This is a genomic window from Sphingomonas bisphenolicum (assembly GCF_024349785.1).
In the GTDB taxonomy this organism is placed as follows: domain Bacteria; phylum Pseudomonadota; class Alphaproteobacteria; order Sphingomonadales; family Sphingomonadaceae; genus Sphingobium; species Sphingobium bisphenolicum.
The window spans coordinates 46,461-63,653 of sequence record NZ_AP018821.1 but is presented as its reverse complement, the minus strand read 5'-3'; the positions used below and the strand labels follow the sequence as shown (position 1 = coordinate 63,653).

Annotated in this window: 14 protein-coding genes and 1 pseudogene; 3 read left to right on the top strand and 12 right to left on the bottom strand. The window is 63.5% G+C overall.

Annotated features, from left to right (window positions below):
• The first annotated feature begins 54 nt into the window (after positions 1 to 54).
• Positions 55 to 1,062 (top strand): alpha/beta hydrolase family protein, encoded by a 1,008-nt coding sequence (locus SBA_RS23665; RefSeq protein ID WP_261937538.1) that lies wholly within the window; start codon positions 55 to 57, stop codon positions 1,060 to 1,062.
• 518 nt (positions 1,063 to 1,580) lie between these two features.
• Here the strand turns inward: SBA_RS23665 and SBA_RS23660 are convergent.
• Both SBA_RS23660 and SBA_RS23655 read right to left on the bottom strand, forming a co-directional pair.
• Positions 1,581 to 2,773 (bottom strand): annotated as a pseudogene (locus SBA_RS23660) (IS91 family transposase).
• 4 nt (positions 2,774 to 2,777) lie between these two features.
• The gene (locus tag SBA_RS23655) at positions 2,778 to 3,683 is read right to left on the bottom strand and encodes a tyrosine-type recombinase/integrase (RefSeq protein ID WP_261937537.1); all 906 of its coding nucleotides are present in this window, start codon (positions 3,681 to 3,683) and stop codon (positions 2,778 to 2,780) included.
• 316 nt (positions 3,684 to 3,999) lie between these two features.
• Here SBA_RS23655 and SBA_RS23650 point away from each other — a divergent pair, with 316 nt between their 5' ends.
• The gene (locus SBA_RS23650; protein ID WP_008831017.1) at positions 4,000 to 4,485 is read left to right on the top strand and encodes a MucR family transcriptional regulator; all 486 of its coding nucleotides are present in this window, start codon (positions 4,000 to 4,002) and stop codon (positions 4,483 to 4,485) included.
• A gap of 31 nt (positions 4,486 to 4,516) precedes the next feature.
• Here the strand turns inward: SBA_RS23650 and SBA_RS23645 are convergent, their stop codons facing one another.
• The 7 genes from SBA_RS23645 to SBA_RS23615 all read right to left on the bottom strand — a co-directional run bounded on the left by SBA_RS23645 (position 4,517) and on the right by SBA_RS23615 (position 12,697).
• On the bottom strand, positions 4,517 to 6,196 hold the full coding sequence (locus SBA_RS23645) for an HWE histidine kinase domain-containing protein (protein ID WP_008831018.1): 1,680 nt from the start codon (positions 6,194 to 6,196) through the stop codon (positions 4,517 to 4,519).
• A gap of 141 nt (positions 6,197 to 6,337) precedes the next feature.
• Entirely contained in the window at positions 6,338 to 7,189 is an 852-nt protein-coding gene (locus SBA_RS23640; RefSeq protein WP_008831019.1) for a DUF7146 domain-containing protein, read from the bottom strand.
• Positions 7,190 to 7,273: 84 nt separating this feature from the next.
• Positions 7,274 to 8,173 (bottom strand): fused MFS/spermidine synthase, encoded by a 900-nt coding sequence (locus tag SBA_RS23635; protein WP_008831020.1) that lies wholly within the window; start codon positions 8,171 to 8,173, stop codon positions 7,274 to 7,276.
• On the bottom strand, positions 8,170 to 8,835 hold the full coding sequence (locus SBA_RS23630; RefSeq protein WP_008831021.1) for a YoaK family protein: 666 nt from the start codon (positions 8,833 to 8,835) through the stop codon (positions 8,170 to 8,172). Before SBA_RS23630 ends, SBA_RS23635 begins: the two co-directional genes overlap by 4 nt.
• Positions 8,836 to 9,304: 469 nt before the next feature.
• Positions 9,305 to 10,810 (bottom strand): Do family serine endopeptidase, encoded by a 1,506-nt coding sequence (locus SBA_RS23625; RefSeq protein WP_202196485.1) that lies wholly within the window; start codon positions 10,808 to 10,810, stop codon positions 9,305 to 9,307.
• A gap of 180 nt (positions 10,811 to 10,990) precedes the next feature.
• Complete coding sequence (locus SBA_RS23620; protein ID WP_008831024.1) at positions 10,991 to 11,560, bottom strand: hypothetical protein; 570 nt, start codon at positions 11,558 to 11,560, stop codon at positions 10,991 to 10,993.
• Positions 11,561 to 11,692: 132 nt separating this feature from the next.
• Positions 11,693 to 12,697, bottom strand: coding sequence for an amidohydrolase family protein (locus SBA_RS23615; RefSeq protein WP_165362025.1), 1,005 nt, complete (start codon positions 12,695 to 12,697; stop codon positions 11,693 to 11,695).
• A gap of 1,016 nt (positions 12,698 to 13,713) precedes the next feature.
• Between SBA_RS23615 and SBA_RS23610 the strand changes: the two genes are divergently transcribed.
• Positions 13,714 to 14,829, top strand: a complete 1,116-nt coding sequence (locus SBA_RS23610) for a replication initiation protein (RefSeq protein ID WP_008829216.1) — start codon at positions 13,714 to 13,716, stop codon at positions 14,827 to 14,829.
• A gap of 38 nt (positions 14,830 to 14,867) precedes the next feature.
• Here SBA_RS23610 and SBA_RS23605 read toward each other — a convergent pair whose 3' ends face one another.
• The 3 genes from SBA_RS23605 to SBA_RS23595 all read right to left on the bottom strand — a co-directional run bounded on the left by SBA_RS23605 (position 14,868) and on the right by SBA_RS23595 (position 17,028).
• A complete protein-coding gene (locus SBA_RS23605) occupies positions 14,868 to 15,263 on the bottom strand; it encodes a hypothetical protein (protein WP_008829215.1) in 396 nt (131 codons plus the stop codon).
• Positions 15,256 to 15,942 (bottom strand): ParA family protein, encoded by a 687-nt coding sequence (locus SBA_RS23600; RefSeq protein WP_008829214.1) that lies wholly within the window; start codon positions 15,940 to 15,942, stop codon positions 15,256 to 15,258. Before SBA_RS23600 ends, SBA_RS23605 begins: the two co-directional genes overlap by 8 nt.
• Before the next feature lie 432 nt (positions 15,943 to 16,374).
• Positions 16,375 to 17,028, bottom strand: a complete 654-nt coding sequence (locus SBA_RS23595) for a hypothetical protein (RefSeq protein ID WP_261937536.1) — start codon at positions 17,026 to 17,028, stop codon at positions 16,375 to 16,377.
• Positions 17,029 to 17,193 lie beyond the last annotated feature (165 nt).

Sequence of the window (17,193 nt, the reverse complement as noted above, 5' to 3'; positions counted from 1 at the left end):
GAACGAGCCGCCGATGCAGTGGCTATCTACCCTCATGTCCAGATAGGAGGCTTTATGACTGAGAACCAAAAAAGCGGCGAACACGACGCGAGCGTCTCATCGGTGCTCGGAAATGCGGCGGAAGCGCTGGGGGCTGCAGTTTCGCGGACGATCCATCCGATCGTGGAGCAATATGCCCAGCTCTACACCCATGGAGCCCGCACGCCGGTTCTTCGATATCCGAACGAATATGGAATGGAGTATGAGGACATATTTTTTCCGTCACTAGACGGCGTGCCTCTCGATGGCTGGTTCATCCCGGCCAACTCGGACCGACTTCTGATTATCAACCATCCCATGCCGTGCAATCGGTATGGGTTTCCGGGGCATATCGCGCCGTGGAACACGATGTTCGGCGGCTTCGAAGTCAACTTCCTGCCCGAGCTAAGGCATCTCCACAACGCAGGCTACAACATCATTACCTATGACATCAGGAACCACGGACGCAGCGGTGCGGGAAGTGGCGGCCTAGCAGGTATCGGTCTGCTCGAATGTCGCGACGTTGTCGGATCGGTCCGCTATTCGAAGTCTAGGCCCGATACGAAGGACATGCGTGTCGGCATCTACAGCCGGTGCATGGGGGCGAACTCGACCATCATTGCCGTGTCGAAGTGGCCTGAGGAGTTTGACCACGTCGAGGCCTTCTTCTTTCACCATCCGGCTCCCGGCCAAATGCTCGTCGAGGGCACTGCGAACAAAATGCATCTGGATGCGAAGAATACTGCCGAAGCCGTCAGCGAGCGCATCTACGAGCTTTCCGGATTCCGTTTGGAGGAAATGACGCCGACGCCCTACGCCAGCGCTGTCACTAAGCCGACAATGATGTCTCAGCTCGAACGGGACTGGATGATCGTTCGCGAAGACATGGAGGAATTGTTCGACAGCCTCGGCGCCACGGAAAAAGAGATGTTCTGGATCGACGGCTCCGATCAACGGTTTTCGGGCTACAACTACTATGGGGAGCATCCCGAGAAATTGGTCGGCTGGTTCGACAAGCACATGAGCCGGATGCCTCAAGCCTAGGCGGGCGTGGCCAGAAGGACCTCCTTCGTCAGATAATTCGGACCGGGGGGGGAATTAGCTCCCCCCGATCTCACCAATGCCTCACCGTCCGGCCGCTTTAGAATGGCTGACCAGCTATCCGGAACGCAATTGAGGCGCAAAGCCGCCGACCTGCCCGAGGGGCCTGGAATGGCCGGTTTCGTCGAGAGCAGCCGGTCGGCGCGGGAAGTGGAACGGCTCGAGCTGCGAAGGGTTTCGGGCGCTTGCGTACGAAAGCCTCCAGTGCAGGAACCCGCGGGCCCACGCGCTGGTCTATGGGTAAAGCGGCTTTGGGGGGGTTCGGACGGATAAGCGATGCTGATCCGGAAGTGTCGGTTCTGGCCGGATCAACGTGACTTTGTGCGGCGACAGTGTGCGGACGGTGGTGGTTTTGCTGGTCGGTGTGCCCTGTGCTGGGCTTGATTCCGGAATGGGCATGCACTGGTTCATCGGCCAGGACGCCATGGGCGCGACCGTCGTGCAGCCTGAGCCATGCCGGATCATGGCGCATTCCCCCGGATTGGCGATGCCGATGATGGTGGCGCGCGGGGCTGGCACCAGCGGGCGAAGGCCTCGATGATGGTCATGTGCCCGCCGCAACATGGGCATGGCGGGCGATGGTCGAGAGGTTCGTCGGGTTCGGGCTCTTCGACCGGTACCGCAACGCCCAGAAGTCTGCGGGCCAGCGCCATGGTGTCCTTGTGGGTCGAACTGGCGAGCAGGCCGTAATGCCGGATGCGGTGGAAGCCGCGCGGCAGAACGTGGATCAGGAAGCGGCGGACGAACTCGTCGGTGGCCAGCGTCATGACCTGTTGGCGTTCAGCAGCAGGGCGGCGATAGTCCTTGTAGCGGAACGTCACGCCGGTCTCGTCGAAGCCGAGGAGCCGCCGGTTCGAGATGGCAACGCGGTGCGTGTAGCGCGAGAGATAGGCCAGCACCGCCTGCGGCCCGGCGAAGGGCGGCTTGGCATAGACCACCCAGCGCTTCTTCCGGATCGGCGAGAGATGCCGCAGGAAGGCCTTGCGTGTCGCGAGGCCAGCCAAGGTGCTGAAGAAGGCCAGCCTGCCGGCATCGAACAATGCCAACAAGCGAGTGAGGAACAGACGGCGGAACAAGGCGCCCAGCACACGCACCGGCAGCAGGAATGCGGGGCGCGACGAGATCCAGCGCGTGCCGTCGGGCGCGATGCCACCGCCAGGCACGATCATGTGCACGTGCGGATGGTGGGTCAGTGCCGATCCCCATGTGTGCAGCACGGCGGTGATGCCGATCAGCGCGCCAAGGTGCCTGGATCGGCGGCGATGATCAGCATCGTGTCTGCGGCCGCGCGGAACAGCAGGTCATAGACCACCGCCTTGTTCTGGCAGGCGATGTCTGCGACCTCGTTAGGCAGGGTGAACACGACGTGGAAGTAGTCAACCGGCAACAGGTCGGCCTCGCGCGCAGCCAGCCAGGTGCGCGCTGCGGCGCCCTGGCATTTGGGACAATGTCGGTTGCGACACGAGTTGTAGGCGACCCGCCAGTGCCCGCAGTCGTCGCAGGCCTCGACGTGACCGCCCAGCGCGGCGGTGCGGCAGTTCTCGATGGCCGTCATGACCTTGAGCTGGCCGAGGCTGAGATGCCCGGCATGGGCCGCGCGATAGGCCGGCCCGCTGCTCCGGAAGATATCGGCGACCTCGAGTGAGGTGCGCACCGGCTCAACCGGGAGGTGCCCTGCCTTCCATCACGGCCACGATCTGGTCGAGCGGGCTGGCCACCGCCCGCATCGTTTTGCTCGAGACCTGGGTATAGATGCCGGTCGTGTTGATGTTCACGTGTCCCAGCAGCACCTGGATGACCCGGATATCGACGCCTTGCTCGAGCAGGTGGGTGGCAAACGAATGGCGCAGTGTATGCGGGCTTACCCGCTTATGGATCTCGGCGCGCTCGGCCGCTTCCTGCACGACGCGGTGCAACTGACGAGCCGAGATCGGATCCGTGCCGCTGCGGCCGGGGAACAGCCAGCCATGAGGTAGCATCACTCCGCGCCGCTTGCCTTCGCGCCACCATTGACGGAGCAAGTCCAGCAGGTGCGGTGAGAGCATCGCGTTGCGGTCCTTGCGTCCCTTGCCCTGCTCGACGCGGATCATCATCCGGGTGCTGTCGATGTCATCGACCTTGAGATGGGCAACCTCCGAAACCCGCAGGCCCGCGCCATAGGCCACGCTGAGTGCCGCCTTGTACTTGATGCCTGGCGCAGCCTCGAGCAGCCGCGCTGTCTCCTCGACACTCAAAACCACCCGCAGCTTGGGTGTGAAGCGAACAACGACGAGCGCTAGCGCCATCTCCGGCCGCCGGAGCGTTATCCCGAACAGGAACCGCAGTGCCGATACCGCGCCATTGATCGTGGCCGGCCCCACGGCATGCTCGTGCTGGTCAACCTGATAACGCCGCAGGTCTTCCATTGTGGCCGTATCCGGCGGACGGCCCAGGAACGCGGCGAAACTCCGGACATGCCGGATATAGTCCTTCTGCGTGTGCGTCCCGAAGCCACGCATCGTCATGTCCTGCAACATCCGCTCACGCAGCGAATGGGTCGGGGCAGCGGTCGTGATAGCATCCATGGTAAGTTCCTCTCCGTTGAAGGAACTCCACCGTCGGCGGGCGCCGCCCCGCCGAAAGCCTCACAAATACTACACTACGTCACCCCAAGCGACACTCCCGCGGAGCGGGTTCGTGCGTTGGTCGCTCTCCGCCCTCGGGGCTCACGCTAGCATGCTGGTGCTGGTCAGTCGGCTGGTCCGCGCCAGATGGGTCGTTGCGCTCCCTTCCAGTGACGCCTCCGAGTGATCCTGCTTGCAGGCATCGCGATCCGCAATATGAAGACGGCGATCAGCGGACTACAGCGCTGACGACCATTCCCGAGAAAGGGAGACCAGATTGGCCCAAGATCTTCTTGTCACACTCACCGTCGATATCGTTGCGGCTCATGTCTCGAACAATGCCGTGCCGGCGGCCGACCTGCCGGCGCTGATCGAGGGCGTCTATGGCGCGTTGAACCAGGCGGTGGCGCCGGCCCCAGAGCCCCAACCGGAAGAGCTTCGTCCGGCAGTGTCGATCCGCCATTCGGTCAAGCCGGACTATCTGGTGTGCCTGGAAGACGGCAAGAAGATGAAGATGCTCAAGCGCCACCTAGCGACCCATTATGGCCTGTCGCCCGATGCCTATCGCGCGAAATGGGGTCTGCCCAAAGACTATCCCATGGTGGCGCCGAGCTACAGGGAGCGCCGCAGCACACTTGCCAAGGCAAATGGCCTTGGCCGCAAGCCCGGTGAACCGGCACCGGCCGCTAAGGCAAGTGGCAAGGGCCGCCGGAAACTTGGCATAGCGGCCGCCAAGCCGGCCCCGGACGTCCCTAAGCGCTAGAAGCCAGCACGGCGCGCCTACCCCCAATCGGTCAGGCAAGCATCCTGTCGGCAAGCGTGAGAAGCTGCCGCGCGTCGAACGGCTTGGAGAGCAGTTCGATATGCGGAAAAGCCGGGGGCAGGTTCTCGCGCCCATAGCCGCTCATGAACAGGAAGGGGATGGACCGCGCGGCGAGCGCATGCGCGATATCGTCGACCGGTTCACCCGAAAGATTGGCGTCGAGTAGGGCGACGTCGATCCGATGGTGCGCGATGAGGTCGAGCGCCGCGCGCGGATCGGCGGCGGGTCCGACGATGATGGTGCCTGCGTCCTCGAGCTGGCCGACGAGATCGAGGGCCAGGAGCGGCTCGTCCTCGACGACAAGCACGTGCTTGCCTGCAAGATTGCGCCATGCCGGTTCGCGCGATGGCCCAAGGCCGGCCTGCTCGGCGAGCGAACCCTGCCCCGGCCGCCGTTTGCCAGCCTCTTCAACTGAGTCCTCGTCGTCCGGTAGCGGAAACTGGATCTCCCAGCGTACGCCCTCGGCCTCGAGGCTCATATCGGCATTGCCGTGAACGCCGCGAACGGTCGCTTCGATCAGCCGCGATCCAAACCCGCGGCGGAGGGGCACCTGGACCCTGGGACCACCGCGCTCGATCCAGCTAAGCGCGAGCTGTTCCGGCCGCACCGTCCAGCGGATGTCGACCGTGCCGCCAGCACGAGAGAGAGCGCCGTATTTGCGCGCGTTGGTGCCGAGCTCGTGCAGGATCATCGCCATCTTCGGCACGGCATTGGCATCGAGATGGATGTCGGGGCCTGACGCGGCAATCCGCGGCTCGTCGATATGGCCGAGTTTCATCTGGTCTTCAACGACGGCGCGCAGCTGCGTACCTTTCCAGTCCGTGGTGCTGAGCTGCGAGTGGACCCGGGCCATCGACTGGATGCGGCCCGAAAAGCTCTCGACGAACTCGGCGGGATCGCTGCAGTTGCGCAGGGTCTGTGTCGAGATTGCCTGGACGGTTGCGAGCATGTTCTTGACGCGGTGGCTGAGCTCGCCGGTCAGCATCTTCTGGAGTTGCTCGGATTCGCGCAGCGCCGCGCAGGTCCGGTCGAGTTCCTCCTTGCGTTCGCGCAGCGCTTCGTCGGCAATCGTCCGTTCGAGAAGATCGGCTGCCTGGCGGGCGAGGATGTCGAGGAGCCGGAGGTCGCGCGGCGAGGGCTCGTGCGGCTCGGTCCAATGGGTCGAGATCATCCCGAGCAGGCGTCCGTCGCGCGCGAGAAGCGGCGTGGTCTGCGCGGATCGGATGCCGGTGCGGCGGAACGCCTCGAGATCCTCGGTGCCCGCGATCTCGTCCCATTCCTCATAATCGGGAATGATCGCGCGGCTGCCGGTCTTGAGCGCCTTCGTGCAACTGCTGTGAGCCGCGGGGCTGACGATCTGCCAGAACTGCACCGCCTCGGGCGGCAGGCCCCGCGAGCAGAGAAGCTGGAGGCAGCCCGCATGGCCCGAGACATCGCAGCCTGGCACGACGAGCTGCATCGTACCGAACTGCGACTGGGCGATCGTGATCGCCGCGTCCACGATCTTGCCATAGAGCTCGACGCGGTCCTGCTCGCCGATCAGCGCCACGCTGATCGAGTGGATGAGGTCGATGTCGGCGAATGGTCCGCTCGCCTGCTCGAGCGGGCGATGGACAGACGACGTGGCCCCGAAAGGCACCACATTGGACATGAGAAGATAGCCCCCGAAGGCGGAAAAATTGCTACGCGTGACAGGTATAAACGCAGGTCATCGCAAAATGGTTTCCGGCCGTCGCACAAAAGCGGGGGATGGCGCGGCCCCGGGAACCCAATCCTGCGCAATGCGCAAAGTTCAGCGCCGACCGGCTTGGACCTCGGCTTCGAGCACCCGCGCCCAATCCTTGAAGGGAGCGGGCGGCAGCGCTTCCACGAGGTCAAGATCGGGGCGCGCATAGCATTCCATCGCCTGCGCCATGGCACGCTGGCCTTCGGGATCATTGTCACCCGCCACGAAGAGCCGCGTCACTGAAGCGGGTATCTGAAGCTGGTGAAGCCTTCGGGCACCCAGGCTGGCCCAGCACGGAATGCCGCGCAGCAGGGTGAAGGCCCGCGCGGTCTCGAAACCCTCTGCAATGGCGAGGATATCCGCGGGACGCGCGCCTTGCCACGCCCCGCGCCCCGGCGTGCCCAGCATGACCTTGCGCGTATAGCGGCCATCAGGGTCCAGGAAGATGCGCTGGATGGCGGTCAGGCGCTGACCTTCCTGGACGGGGACCAGCAAGGCGGGAAGAAACTGCGTTCGCGGCTTGGGAAGATAGGGACAACGTGGATGGAACCGCAGGCCCTGGACGAGCGGCACGAGGTGGCGCCCGCGCAGGTAGGTTTCCCCAAGCGTACCGATGATCTCGGTGCCCTGGTCCCAGACGCGCTGTGGATCGCCCCTTCCCCGCCCTTCGGCGCTGCTGGGTGCAGGAAAATGTCGGCCCGCTCGCACGCGCCGAAGCTCACGCAGCACGTCTTCGCGGGCGCAGCCGGCAAAGCAGGTCACGAGGATACCGCGGTCGCCCTGGCGGATCGAAAGGCTGGGGTCGCTGTCGGCATGGGCTGGGCATCGACACATGGCGACATTGCCGCTCCATGTGCCCCCCAGGGCGCCAACGAGATCGATGAGTTCCTGGGACGGTCTGAGGGCTGTGAGCGGCATGATATCCTCCTTGCTTACCGTCCTGTTCCCCCTTTCCTTCTCCTTGGGATCAGACGCTGGCCGCAAAAGTCCGATCAACCCGTGTCAATGTTCGGTACCGGGCACCTCGAGCGAGGCGCGCGCCAGAGCGCGTACGATCCTGCGAGCCTTGGCATCGTAATCGACGACATCCGTATCGGGCAGATGGCCGCGAACGGTCTGACGCGCGGGCGGAAACGCGGGGTCGATGCTCGCGAAGACGACACGGTTCCCGCCATTTTCGGCCGGAACGACGATCGTGCGGTTCTCGAAGCTGGCCCCGATACGGCGTTCGAGCGTGGTAAAGGCCATGGCATTGTCGCACAGATTGGCCACCAGCAGTCCGTTTCTGCCGAGGCGATCTCGGCAGCTGTCGTAGAAGGACCGCTCGCTCAGCGCCGGGGGAAGGCCCCGGCTGTCAAAGCCGTCGAGAATGAGGATGTCGGGCGCGCCGGGGGCGCTGAGGATATAGTCCAGGCCATCAGCGCAGATCACGCGGAACCGGTCGTCGTCGGGCGGAATGTGGAACTGCTCGCGCAGGTCGATGACTGCGGGATCGATCTCGACCACGGTGATGTCGCACTGGGGCAGGCAGCGATAGCAGGCCTTGGCGAGCGATCCGCCACCCAGGCCAATCATTTCGATCTTTCGCGGCGCGGGACGGAACAGGCGGAAGCCCATCATCATGCGCGTATAGTCGAACAGGAGATGGTCGGGATCGCTGATCCGCATGCCGCTCTGGACCGTGGTCCAGTCGAAGAGGAGCGACAACATGTCACCGAACCGGAACAGCATCGGCCCCGTCTCGCCAAAAGGCGCGTCGAGCGCGATCGGGATGTTCCCTGCGCGCTGGAAGCGGCCCTCGAGATTGCTGCCTGGCGCAGGCCGATCGAACCGCAGATCGAAGACCATGTCGTGAAACAGCTCGAGATCGATCGACGGCCCTACCCCGCCCCCGTCGGTCATGGGCGCGGCGCCTTCGCCGAGGGTGTCAGGTTCACGTCGCGGCGATGGAGAGCGATGCCAAGCAGCAAGGCCGAAGCGGCGGCAACCCAGATGGCCTGGTGGCCGATGAGGCCGAACAGCATGGCGCCCAGCACTGCGCCCGCCAGGAGGCCAAGCCATAGCAAGAGATAGGGAACCCATCCGAACCGGTCGCCGCCCATAAGCGCGGACAACAGGCGCTGGCCCAGCTTCACGAGCGTACCGGTCATGTAGGTGAGGCCGATCTGTACCTCGCCATCATGTTCGAACAGGGCATTTTCTGCGCCCATTGCCATGGCGAGCACCGCAGCCGCGGCCCAGGTCGCGTCGGCCGCCGCAAGCAAAGAAGCGGCAGTCAGCATGGCCGCGATGAGATACATGAGCGCACCATGGCGGGCGCGCCTGATGGTTCGTCCGCACAGTGAGCCGAGCATGACGCCCACGACGAAGGATGCGATCAGCCCGCCGGCGGTCAGGGCGTCTGCGACATGCTCGCTCAACCCGACGGCAAGCCGCGTGGAGTTGCCGCTCATGAAGGAGACGAAGAAGCCGCCGAGATACAGGAAGCCGAGCGCGTCGACAAAGCCGGCGAGCGCGGAAAAACAGGCGGCGAGACCCCAGACGCTTCGCTCATAGCGGTTCATCGGCGGCGCGTCCCTACGCGCAGCTAGTCGCGGTGCCGCACGACAAATCGCGATCCCACCGCGCAATCTCGCGGCGGTTCGCCAGATGGATTGCGGAAAGCTGAGCCAAGTCCTGCGAGCCAAGCGACCGGTCGGCCAAGCCTTGGCAGAGAAAATCGTACAATCGCTGGTTGTGAAGGAGAAGGAATTCTCGAACTGTCCGCGCCGTCATCATGTCTCCCGCTTATGTGTCAGCGCCAACCGCTCCGCTCGCAAGCGTCTCGATCGACTGCCTGAACACCCCGCCGTTGTTCCGATGCGGCGAATCTTAGCACATTGGCTGTCATTTCGTAAGATTGAATTGTGATGTATGAAACATCATAAGATCAGTTACGCGCTGGCCACACGTTGCCGTCTAGCCTCCCCGTCTCGACGATGCTGCCAGGAAGGCAGCGCCCTCGTCGGCCGAGGACGCTGCCCTGGTGCCGCCCTATCGCAGCCGTACCGGCACATAGGCCGGCGCTTCGCCGCGCCCCTTGACCCGTAGGAGGATAGCCGATCGTCCCGCCGTCCTGGCCTGCCGGATCGCGGCCTCGAGATCAACGGCGCTCGCCACCGGCCGGTTGTTAGCCGACAGGATGATGTCGCCGCGGCTGAGGCCCTTGCGCGCCGCATCGGAATTGCCCTCGACGCTGCTGATGACGAGACCCTGGGAGACGTCGCTCGCACCGAGTTGACGCGCGATGCTTGGGGTCAGCGGTTCGACGGCAAGCCCGAGTGTCTTTTCGCTGGGTGACGCGCGATCCTTGTCGAAATCGTCGAAACGACGGTCATCGCGGCCAAAACCCTGCCGGGCGAGCTTGTCCTCGCTGGGACGAAGCACCGGCGTGGCAGTCACGGTCATGCGCTGGTTGCCGCGCATGAGTTCGACTGCGACCTTGCGGCCAGGTTCGACGCTCGCGACCAGGAACGACAGGCTTTGGCTTGGGGTGACGTCCTTGCCGTCGACCCGCAGGATAACGTCGCCGGCGCGGATGCCGGCCTGTGCCGCCGGCCCGCCGGGCTCCACGCTCTGGACGAACTCGCCGCGGTCTCGCGGAACGCCGAGCGATGACGCGAGGTCTTCGGTCATCGGCTGTATGGTCACGCCCAGATAACCGCGTTCGATGGCCTTGCCGGCCATGAGCTTTTCGACGATCGGCGCGGCGATCTCCGCGGGGATGGCAAAGCCGATCCCGACATTTCCGCCCGTTGGCGAGAAGATCGCATTGTTGATGCCGATGACCCGCCCGCTGCTGTCGAACATCGGTCCGCCCGAATTGCCGCGGTTGATCGAGGCGTCGGTCTGCAGATAGCGGTCATAGGCGCGCCCTGTACCGGTATTGCGGTAGACCGCCGAGACGATACCGGCCGTGACCGTGCCGCCCAAGCCGAAAGGATTGCCGATCGCGAGCACCCAGTCGCCAACCCTGACGCGCGTGGAATCGCCGAAGTTCACGAAGGGCAGCGGTTTGCGCGACGTGATCTTGAGGACCGCCAGGTCCGAGGCGGGATCGCTACCGACGAGGGTCGCCGGATACTCCTCGCCATTGTGCAGGGTGACGGTGATCGTCTCGACCTTGCCCTGCCCGTCGGCGGTGATGACGTGGTTGTTGGTGACGATGTAGCCGTCGGCGGACAGGATGAAGCCTGAGCCGAGCGACTGGGCCTCGCGGGTGCGCGGTCCGGTGGGACCGCCGAAGAAGCGCTCGAAGGGCGTGCCGGCAAAGGGGCTGAAGCTCGGCATCTGCACGCGCTGGCGGGTCGAGATGTTGACGACGGCGGGCGCCAGCCTTTCGGTGAGATCGGCAAAGCTTTGCGGCGCGCCTGGGCGCGGCACGACTGGCGATGCGGCGGGCGGCGATTGCGCTGCAGCCGACGATGGCTGGCCGATGACAAGACCCAGGGCGGCGGCGGTGCTTAATAGGGAGGCAAAGATCCTGTCAGGATTTCGCACGAAATTCTCCTCTTCCTTCCTTTCTCGAGATGGGAACGGGCGGCGCGGCACTGGCTACGCCGGCTTTGGTCGATGTCGGAAGCCGCAGGGTCCGCAAAGGAATGCGATGAGATGTCCTCACGCCAATGGCCGCGCGCTCACGCACGCGGCCAAAGCGTCACCGGACCCGGGCGGCCCGCATCAGGTCGTGTGGGACGGACCCGCCTGAGCCTGCGCCGATCCGCTGGTCGTCTGCATCTGCGGCTTGGCCGCGGCGCTGCAGTCGCCGGTGCTGGTCTTCGTCATCTTCGGCTGCGCGTTCGCCGTGCCGTCCGAGGTCCAGGTCACGCTCTGCGCGCATCCATTGGGACCGATGGTGGTCGAGCTATAGCTGTAGTGGACCTGCGTGCCCTTCGGCAGGCCGGAGAAGGACACGAAATGCGGTGCCTCGCTCGCCGTCACGTCAGCGCTTTGGGCATGGAGATCCACGACGCGCCGCATCATGGCGTTCATCTGCGCATCCATCAGCGCCGATATCCGGTCCATCTGCGCGAAAGGCTGGAAGGCCGCATCGACGAAGTCGATCTGGTCTGGCTGGGCTTGGGAAATTTTGACCTGCGGAGGTGTATCGCCGAAATAGGTGATGTGGGCGATCTCACCGCCCGGCAGGTTGACGGTCATTTTGTGCTCGTGGGACGCGGCATAGGCCACACCGCCCACCAGCGAGGCGGCAAGACAGCCGCCGAGCAGAAGTTTGTGCGTGGTTCGCATGGGGATCTCCCTTACAATTCAAGCACAGGTCAAATTGCCATTCGAAGGCTGAACGCGCGATGACTGCGGCTCAGCGAGAGTGTCGCGGAACGGCACTCCGCGTGCAAGCGCATTGTCCCGCCGTACCGCCCCTTATCCCTTGATGCGAAGGAAGGAAGCGGCGTTGTCGTGGAGGATCAGACGCTTTTGCCTCTCTGTGAGAAAGGGCGCGCGTCTGATCCGCTCGATCGCGATTCCGATAGCGTCGGGCCATACCATGTTGTCGGACCCAAACATGATCCGCCGTTCGAAACCTGCGTCGATCAGCCGACGCAGATAGGGGTAGAATTGCTGGTCGGGATAGGCCCAGTCGAGAACAGCCACATCGACATAGAGCTGCGGATGGGCGAACATCATCGCGATCATCGCGTCTCCGAAAGGCCAGCCGGCGTGGGCAACATAGACCCGCAGCTTGGGATGACGGATGAGCACGGGTTCTAGGCGGAGCGGATCACCGGCCGAGACGAGATAATGCGGCGTGGCGAAGTAAGCTGTCCCAGGGGGCCCGGGCCCCATGTGGATGCCGATCGGGATGTCGTTGGCCTCCGCGAAAGCGAAAAAGGGCTCCATGCGTGGATCGTCGGGGGCGATGCCGGCATATTGCGTGGTAATCTCGCTCAGCGCCTGCATTTTGCCTTCGGCGTGGAGCCGGCGCAGATCTTCAATCGGAGGGAGGGTGCCGCTGCTGCCGAAGCCGATGCCAGGAAGTATGTGGCCATCCCCATGACGGCGATAGTCATCCACCACCTCCGCTGGGCCGCCGGCAAGGGCCAGCACATTGTACCGTTTCAGCTGGGCGATGCCACGATCGCGCAGAGTATCCGCGTCGGTCGGCGATGACAGCACGGTCGGGCAATCGGGGCGGCCGGTAAACCAGTCGAGATACCCGTCCATCGGTTGCCCGGGATCGCGCGGGCCCCATTCAGGATAGGGAGCGCAGGCCTTGCCCCCGGGAGGTCCCTGATCGTCAGGACGATCGGCGTGGAAATGCATATCGATCACGTCGAACTTCGGCTGAGCGGGAGCTGGTGTTCCGTTAAAGGCGATAGCAACGGTACAGCCAAGCGTCGCTACGTAGTAAAGCGCTCGCTGGCTCATTGCACATCCCGCCCCATTGCGCATGATCTTGCCCGTTAAAACAGTATCGGCTGGTGCCGCTGAACACGCCTGATTCCCAGCTCGATCACCTTGATACGGTTGCGTCGTTAGTCAAGCGGCGTTCAAGATCGACGCGCGGCGGTGATCGATTTCACGGAAGTTTGACTTGGAGGATGTTTTGCTCCGGCGAGGATGATAGGCGGTTGCGGGATGCGATGGGGCAGCCGACCAGGGCATGGTGCGCAACCTCGGCGGTTCTGCGGAAGGGTACTTCTTCCTCAAAAAATCCATCTTTAGAAACGCCCAAGCGGAGCGCGGGAGCTTCTATATTTCAATGATTCTAAGATTCAGGGGCAATTTCGCCCGTGGAACCAATGGGTTAGACCCCGTTCATGTGAGCAGCTGGGGGCTTTATCGTGAGGACTCGGGGGCCTTTATGCGAGCGGCCGGGGGCCTTTGCCTGAGTGGCCGGGGGATTATGTGAGGGATCGGGGGAATCGTCCCAGTGGCTTGCAAAACAACACGGGAATGGCTTGAAAGGCCAGCCTTTTTGGTACGACGCCGGCCCTAAACCTCGACCGACCTTCTTTATGTGAGCGATCGGGGGCGATCCCCCTGCCCTTCCCGTCCGTTTATATGAGCTTTCGGGGGCCTCACTATACCGGTCAAATTCCCTATTTCGAACCGAGTCGCTTTATATGAGCGATCGGGGGGCTTTCAAAAAACCCAGTAAAAGCAAGTAGATGCTGTGGCGTTTATGTGAGCGCGCGGGGGATGTCGCAATGCGGCCGGTAAAAGCGCTGGACTGGGGAATGTCGGGTCAGGAACTTTATATGAGCGATGGGGGATATCGCGAGACTCGCGGTGAATCGGCGAGTCGGACAATTTCTTTATATGAGTGGTCGGGGGCCGCCGGTTTGCGCCTCTGTCAGCCTTTATGTGAGGGCTGGGGGCACGTCTATGTGAGTGAACGGGGGGATGTTCTCTTTATGACAAGGTGATGATATGCAACTCACATGAAGCCCGATTCGGACATCGTTGAGATCGAGGTTTCCCCGGACGCGGATGGCCTGAGCCGGACGCTGCGGGTCGCTGATGTGATTCGCCGCCGCGATCTCGATTTTGTAAGCAAACCGGGCGAACTCGTCGAATCCGAGTTTGAAACCGGCTCCTTGAGCGCCGCCGGGCGCAAGGCCTTCGCCCTCATGCTGCGCAAGGCTGGGCCGGACGCTGGCGAGGACAGAAACTTCACGATTACCAAGAAGGAACTGCGCGGGTCGCACAAGGGCAATGAGCGCATCCAGCCCGTGATGGACGAGCTTTTGCGCGTGATCGTGCGCATCCGCACGACGACCAAGAAGGGCAAGCCCGCGATCATGTCGCAGTCCCTGCTCTCAAGCTGCGTCGAGGAAATCTCCGAGGACGGCATGAGCGTCGTGGAGTACGAGTTTTCGGAAGCCTTCAAGCGCGTGATGCAGCGCTCGGACTATTATGCGCGGGTCAACCTGGGCGTCATGCTGGCGCTGCAGTCGCGCTATTCGCTGACGCTCTATGACCTGGGCTGCCTGATCATCAACCGGCAGAACCGTGTCGTGAAGATGGAGGTCGAGGAACTGCGCCGGCGTCTGGGCGTGCCGGAGGGTAGCTTCAAGAATTTCGCGGAATTCCGCCGCGATGTCCTGGCAAAATCGAAGCTGGAGATCGACCAGCTCGCGGATTTCACCGTGGAATGGGACGAGATCCGCGGGTCAGGGCGTGGACGGCCGGTCGAGGCTGTGAAGCTCACATTCAGTCCCAAGGATCCCGTCGATCAGGAGGAAACCGCCAAGGAGCTCGATCGGCCGAAAGTGGGTCGGCGTGCCAGGCGGGACGGAACGGTCGAAACGGTCGCACCGCCGCCCGTCCCCCTGCCCTCGGCGCGGCCTTTCCCTTCGGGATCGCTCAGTTTCTGCCCTGACCAACGCATTATCACGATCTTTCGCGATTTTGGCGGAGGCTGGGACAAGGACATGATTGCCGATGCCTACAGGCAGAAAATGGGCGCAAAGCTGGAGACCCTGACGGGCGCCGCTCTCTACAAATCGTGGGAAGGCTTCTGCAAAAGCTGGGTCGCGATGCGCGGGACGCCCTGAAGTCCCCTCCCCCCGTTCCTCACATAAAGAGCCGGGCCCTACTCCCCGCTACCCCCCTGCCCTTCCGCGAGATCGATCAACGCCATGATGCCGTCGGGCAGGCTGAGGTTGCGATCGTCGCACCAGCGAACGAGCCGGTCGCGCTCAGGCGGCGACAGGCGCATGCTGATATGGAGCGAGCGCGCGGGACCACGCTGCGGCTTGCGCTTCGGGATGATGCCCACCTCGCTCGCGACTTGCGGGAAATAGCCGGACGGAAGCGTCGCTGGCGCCGGTTCGCGGACGGGCGCCGGTGCGGCGGCCGGAGCGGGCTTCGGCGTCGCAGCGATCAGGTTCTTGAGACGGTCGGCCGGGTCTTCGCTATGCTCGATGCGCTGCCGGGTGGAGCCGATGATGTCCCCCATCGCGCCGGCAGCAGACTTGGGCTCAGGCATTGACGGCCTCCTTGTTCTGAATTTCGCTGAGTATGTCGGCCAGGATGCCTTGCGCGATGCGCCGCGCCTTCTCGGTCTTGGCCAGGCCGGCGGCCTCCACCTCGGCCAGCGTCATGCGATAGTTGGACATGGCGCGGAACGCGTCGAGCGTATGCATCTGCTCGTTGAACGTCGGCAGAGCATTGCTGATCTGGCTGTCGATCTCCCATTCGGCCTTAGAGCGGGCGACCTGCCCTGTCTGCGTGATCAGGACCCTGTAGGGCACGCCGCCACACATCTTGCCCAGCATGTCGCTGGTTTCCACGGTGCGCTCGAGATCGAGGCGCGATGAGCGCGTCGGAATGACGACGAAATCGGAGTCCATCGCCGCGTAGGCTGTCTTGAAGTTGGAAGTGCCCTCGGAATCGACAATGACGAGCTGCGCGGCATCGCGCGCGCGCGCGATAGCGGGTCCAATGTCCGCGTCCCGGAGCTGCGAGGCGTCTTCCACCGTGATGCGCCCCTCCCCTCCCCTGTCGGCATTCATCCGATCCCGATACCAGTTGAGCAAGCTGTTCTGACGGTCGGCGTCGAGCATGAAGACCGAACCGCCGAGCGCCTCGAATTCGGAAGCAAGCGCGAGCGCGAGCGTGGTCTTACCGGCGCCGCCTTTGCTTTGCGCGATCGTGATGACGGGCATGCGAACTCCTGTAATGCGATAGCGCTGCACACTGCGCGGCACAAACATGGCCCGCCCCGCACCGCGCCGCACACAATGACAGCGCCATTGATAGCGTCACCGCCCGCGCCACGCAAGGCGCGTATACGCGCGACAGCGCGTGCAAGTGCGCGGCAATATGCGTAAGCGCTGGGCTTAGTGCCAGCGCGATGAACCGCGAGTGCGCGGGCGCATTACAGCGCGAACACGCCAGCGAGCGCGCACGCGAGTCCGCTGGCGACATGTGCCGCGCTGGGGTAAGCGTCATCGCTGCATAAAGTACAGCGGAATGTGGTGCGGACGTGCGTTACAGCGCGCGACACATCGTGCGGCACAAGCTTAAGTGCTGAAATTATAAGGACTTCTATTGTGTGCAGGGCGACGAGGAGCCGAGGTGATCCGCGCTGAAATGCCTTATCGGGAGTTGAGAAGCTGATCGATGGCTGCCATTTCCGCGTCGAATTGATCGAAGACAGCCGCCAGATTTCGAGACGGCGAGGGGAGGGACCTCTCCACGCGGGGGCGCCCAAGAGGCGCTCTGGCAAAGCCAAACTCGACAGCGAGGTCGACGCTCATGAAAATGCGCCATGTCCGCCTTGTCGTGATTTCGGTTAGAAGTCCGGTACCGGTGGCGCGCTCGAGCAACTTGCTTGCGCCGGTCACGGTCAAATCAAGAAGTCGCGCCACAGCCTGCGGCGACAGGACCGGTTGGTGAAGCGTAAGCGCGAGGAGGGAGGGCAGGGCGCCGGGACGATAAGACTCCGCGATTGCCGTTCGGGCCTTGCGATGGAGGCGCTCCAGATGGTTAAGGCGTTCAAGGCCACGCTCGGCGCGCGCGGCAAGAGCGCGTAGGAGCGCGAGCCAGTCGGCTTCGTTCAGTGTCTTTTTCAAGCGGAAGGCTTTGGCGCCGCCGACGAGGCAGGGGAGGGGGCTGGCCGTCAGACCCTGGTCCCGTAAGGCGAACGGCAGACCGAGCCAGGGGTCGGGCCCGCCTCGTACTCGTGCATAGCGCCGGATCTGTTCGAGCGCGCGGACGAGGGGAGGGTGGTCCGCGGCCTCGACCGGCAATTCGACAGCCTTGGGGAGCGCATCGCGCCAGACAAAGGGGTCTGATGACCCCAGTATGTCCTGCCAAGGCGCGAACGCCTCATATTCGCCGCGGTTCGTGGCGCGCAGCTGTCAGCCGACAAAATAGGCTACATTTCAATAATATCATGTAATATCAATATATTA